Genomic DNA, 4,101 nt, shown 5'->3' with positions numbered 1-4,101 from the left:
CTCCTGTGCCTTCTCGCGCACCGAGCAGGTGTTGAAGAGGATCACGTCCGCGTCCTCGGGGTTGTCGGTCTTCTCCAGGCCTTCGGTGGCATGGAGCACGTCCACCATCTTGTCCGAGTCGTACTCGTTCATCTGGCAGCCGTACGTTTTGACAAATACTTTCTTCATGGTGCCGGTCTCAGTGGTTTACCTGGGGGCATCAGGGTTTGGGGGGACAAATACGCCCGGCGCCACGGCTGCGCGCCGCGGCCCGGGTAGCGATCATCGCGCCGCTTTCTGTTCCAGCTCGCTCAGCACCCAGGCCGTCAGCAACTGGCCATAGAGATCGAGCTTGAAGCGTACCGGCAGCTTCTGGCCGGCCACGGAGCCGATCGTCAGCAACTGGTTGTCGGTGCCGAACAACCGCAGCCCGGGCGCCACGCCCACGGTCTTGCCGTCGAGCGTGGCCGTCTGCGGCGCCGCCGGCGACGGCGCGGCCATCACCAGCCTGGCCTTGCCCGCGTCCGCGGGAATCACCCGCAGCGGCGCTTGCGCCTGCGCGCCTGCCGGCAGCAGGACGGCGCCCGCGGCGAGCGAAGCGGCAAGCAGGCAGGCACGGACGAACAGGGCAGGGCGCGCGGCACGGTTGGCTGGCATGGAGGCTCCGGCGTGGGGTTCGGGAACTGGGTTCGGAAAACGCTGGGACGCCTCGGAAAGCGCGGCGTAACCCACCATTCTACCGCGCTCGCGGGGCCTCCCGCGCTGCGCGCATGCCGGGCTAGAAAAGGCTGGATGCCTCTTGCAGCACACGTTGCTTGGACACGGTGCCCATCAGTTCCCGCCCGGCCACATCGCGGATCAGCGGGATCCGATTGAGCGCGTGATGGGTGAACAGTTGCAAGGCGTCGGGCAGGTGCGATTCGGGCGTCAGCGTGGGGAAGTCGCGCTCGCACAATCCCAGCAGCGCCGCCCCGGGCTGCTCGCGCAGCGCGCGCTGCACGGCGTGGATCGACAGCGCCCCGAGCAGGCGGCCATCGGGGCAGACCAGGTAGAGATAGCGCGTGCCGGTCTCGGCGAACTTGTCGCTGGCCTGCCCGAGCGTGGCGTCGGGGCCGATGGTGGTGTCGGTGGGATCGCACAGCCCGGCCAGCGTCAGCGCCCGCGCGCGCTCGGCCGCGGCCGAGGCTTGCGTACGCTCGGCCACCACACTATAGAGGGACAGCGTCTGGCAGCGCGAAGCCGTGTAGTAAGCCGCCGCCGCGCCGATCATGCCGGGCAGCAGCAGCGCCGGCGCCAGCGTCATCTCGAACACCATCAGCACGGACATCAGCGGCGCCTGGCTGGTGGCCGCGAGGAAGGCGCACATGCCCACCAGGGGCAGCAGCGGCGCGCCGCTGCCGCCGGGCACCGCGGGCGCCAGCAACTGGCCGAGCGCCGCGCCCACGAACAGCGACGGGGTGAACACCCCGCCCACCGCGCCCGAGCCCATGCTCAGCACGGTGGCCAGCAACTTGGCCAGCAGCACGCCGGCCAGCGGCACGCTGAGCGGGTGCGCCTGCAGGATCGACTGGATGGTGTAGTAGCCGTTGCCGACCACCTCGGGCACCCAGATCGCCAGCACGCCCACCATCGCGCCACCCAGCGCGAGGCGCGGCACCAGCCCGCCGGGCAGCCGCGAGAAGGCGCCCTTGGCCATCGCCGAGGCGCGCATGAAGCCGGCGCCGGCCACCCCGGCCAGCACGCCCAGCAGCGCGGCGGCCACGAGCATCGGCGGGTGCAGCATGTCCGATGGCACCACGAGCCCGGGATAGAGCGGCTGCAGGCCACCGTGCAACTGGCTGACCACGGTGCCTGCCACCGAGGCAAGGAACAGCGGCATCAGCCGCTGCACCGCCACCGCGCCAAATACCACCTCGGCGACGAACACCGCGGCCGAGAGCGGCGTGTGGTAGACCGAGGCCAGGCCGGCCGCGGCCGCGCAGGCAGTGAGCATGCGCCGCAGGTTGGTGTCGCCGTCCGGGCCCGGGCGCGTGCGCGCCGACGGGAAGAGCGATCCGCACAGCGCCGCCAGCTGGATCATGGCGCCTTCCTTGCCCACCGAACTCCCGGTGACGATGGAGCAGAACGAAGACAGCGCCCGCAGCAGGGTGATGCGCACCGGCAGGCGTCCGGTGCCGCTGGCAACCGCCTCCATATAGTCGGAGACGCCCGGCTGGGCCGCGTTGAGCCGCGCGGCGGCGGTCAGCAGCAGGCCGGCGACCACGCCCCCGAGCGTCGGGATGACCACGCGCCAGGCCAGCGCCAGTCCCGCGAACACCGTGACGATATCGGCACGCGTGCCGAACATGACCAGGCCGCTGGCGTCCAGCGCCTCCTTGAACAGGGTGGTGACGATGGCAGCGGCGATCCCGACCGGGATGGCCGTGAAAAGCGTGACTTCCTGGTCTTCGATGAATCGGAACCGCATCGTGTCTGCATCCGGGGGCGAGGGGCCAAGCGCCGGCCTGCGCCCGTGCGCCGCGCGGCCACGGGCCAGGCCGGGCAAGGCTTGGCTGGCAGCATCATAGCGCAGCGCACGCCTCTTTTTTCCAGGGGGCCTTGCAAAGAGGCGTGCCGCGCGCAATGACGCGGTGAACTTTCTGAAACAGGTGCGGCACCTGCGCGCAAACGCCAGGCTGTTACACTAGCGGTCTTTCCTCCAAAGAAGCGGGGGCAGTCGCCTCGCTTCGCCGGTCGTGTTTCCCGGTTTTCGGTTTTCTCACTCACGTCGCCCCCGCGATTGGCGCACCACGTGCGCAAAGGGCGGCCGAAGCGTCAATTCATGTCTTTTTCCGAACTTGGCTTGTCCGACAAGCTTGTGCGTGCCGTGGCCGAACAAGGCTATACCACGCCGACCCCGATTCAAGCGCAGGCGATTCCCGCCATCCTCAAGGGAGGCGACCTGCTCGCCGGCGCGCAGACCGGCACCGGCAAGACGGCCGGTTTCACGCTGCCGCTGCTGCAACTGCTGTCCCAATCCCCGGCCAGCCGCGAGCCCGTGCGCGGTCAGCGCGCGCCGGTGCGCGCACTGGTCCTGACCCCCACCCGTGAACTGGCGGCGCAGGTCGAGGAAAGCGTGCGCAACTACGGCAAGTACGTCAAGCTGCGCTCGATGGTGATGTTCGGCGGCGTGGGCATCAACCCGCAGATCGAACAGCTCAAGCGCGGCGTCGACATCGTCGTGGCCACCCCGGGCCGCCTGCTGGATCACTTGTCCCAGCGCACCATCGATCTCTCGCACGTGGAAATGCTGGTGCTGGACGAAGCCGACCGCATGCTCGACATGGGCTTCATCCACGACATCCGCAAGATCCTGAACGTCCTGCCGCCGAAGCGCCAGAACCTGCTGTTCTCGGCCACCTTCTCGGACGAGATCCGTGGCCTGGCCGACCGCCTGCTCGACAACCCCGCCTCGATCGAGGTGGCACGCCGCAATACCACCGCGGAAACCGTCGCCCAGCGCGTCTACCCGGTGGACCGCGAGCGCAAGCGCGAACTGCTGGCCCACCTGGTGCGCGAGCACGACTGGCACCAGGTGCTGGTGTTTACGCGGACCAAGCACGGCGCCAACCGCCTGGCCGAGCAGCTCGACAAGGAAGGCCTGTCGGCGCTGGCGATCCACGGCAACAAGAGCCAGTCCGCCCGCACGCGCGCGCTGACCGAGTTCAAGGCCGGCACGCTGCGCCTGCTGGTGGCTACCGATATCGCCGCGCGCGGGATCGACATCGACCAGCTGCCCCACGTGGTCAACTACGACCTGCCCAACGTGCCTGAAGACTATGTGCACCGGATCGGCCGTACCGGCCGCGCCGGCGCAGAGGGCGAGGCGATCTCGCTGGTGTGCGTGGACGAGGCCGCGCTGCTGCGCGATATCGAGCGCCTGATCAAGCGCCAGATCGAGAAGACCGTGCTGCCGGGCTTCGAGGTGGACCCCTCGATCCCGCCCGAGCCGATCCAGAAGGGACGGCAGGCACGCGGCCAGGGCAATGGCGGCGGCGGTGGCCGCGGCCGTGCCCCGGCTCCGGCGGGCGGCGGCCAGCCGCGCGCGCGCGCGCCGGAAGGCGGCGAGCGCCAGCAGCGTCC

General features: G+C 69.8%; 3 protein-coding genes and 1 pseudogene. 1 reads left to right on the top strand and 3 read right to left on the bottom strand.

All coding sequences use genetic code 11. The annotated features are described in order from the left end of the window. From AC1DO7_RS39915 to AC1DO7_RS39905, 3 genes and pseudogenes are all read right to left on the bottom strand, one after another. Positions 1-168, bottom strand: a pseudogene (locus AC1DO7_RS39915) (tRNA (N6-isopentenyl adenosine(37)-C2)-methylthiotransferase MiaB); the annotation flags it as partial. A 93-nt stretch (positions 169-261) separates the two neighbouring features. After that, entirely contained in the window at positions 262-636 is a 375-nt protein-coding gene (locus AC1DO7_RS39910) for a hypothetical protein (protein ID WP_441624119.1), read from the bottom strand. 121 nt (positions 637-757) lie between these two features. Beyond that, on the bottom strand, positions 758-2,446 hold the full coding sequence (locus tag AC1DO7_RS39905; protein WP_441624117.1) for a ClcB-like voltage-gated chloride channel protein: 1,689 nt from the start codon (positions 2,444-2,446) through the stop codon (positions 758-760). 354 nt (positions 2,447-2,800) lie between these two features. Between AC1DO7_RS39905 and AC1DO7_RS39900 the strand changes: the two genes are divergently transcribed. Then, positions 2,801-4,101, top strand: a 1,301-nt coding sequence (locus AC1DO7_RS39900) for a DEAD/DEAH box helicase (protein ID WP_477117466.1), incomplete at its 3' end; no start/stop codon positions are given.

The sequence above is a fragment of the Cupriavidus sp. 05N40 genome, assembly GCF_056397305.1.
This window is presented reverse-complemented; position numbering and strand designations above follow the sequence as displayed.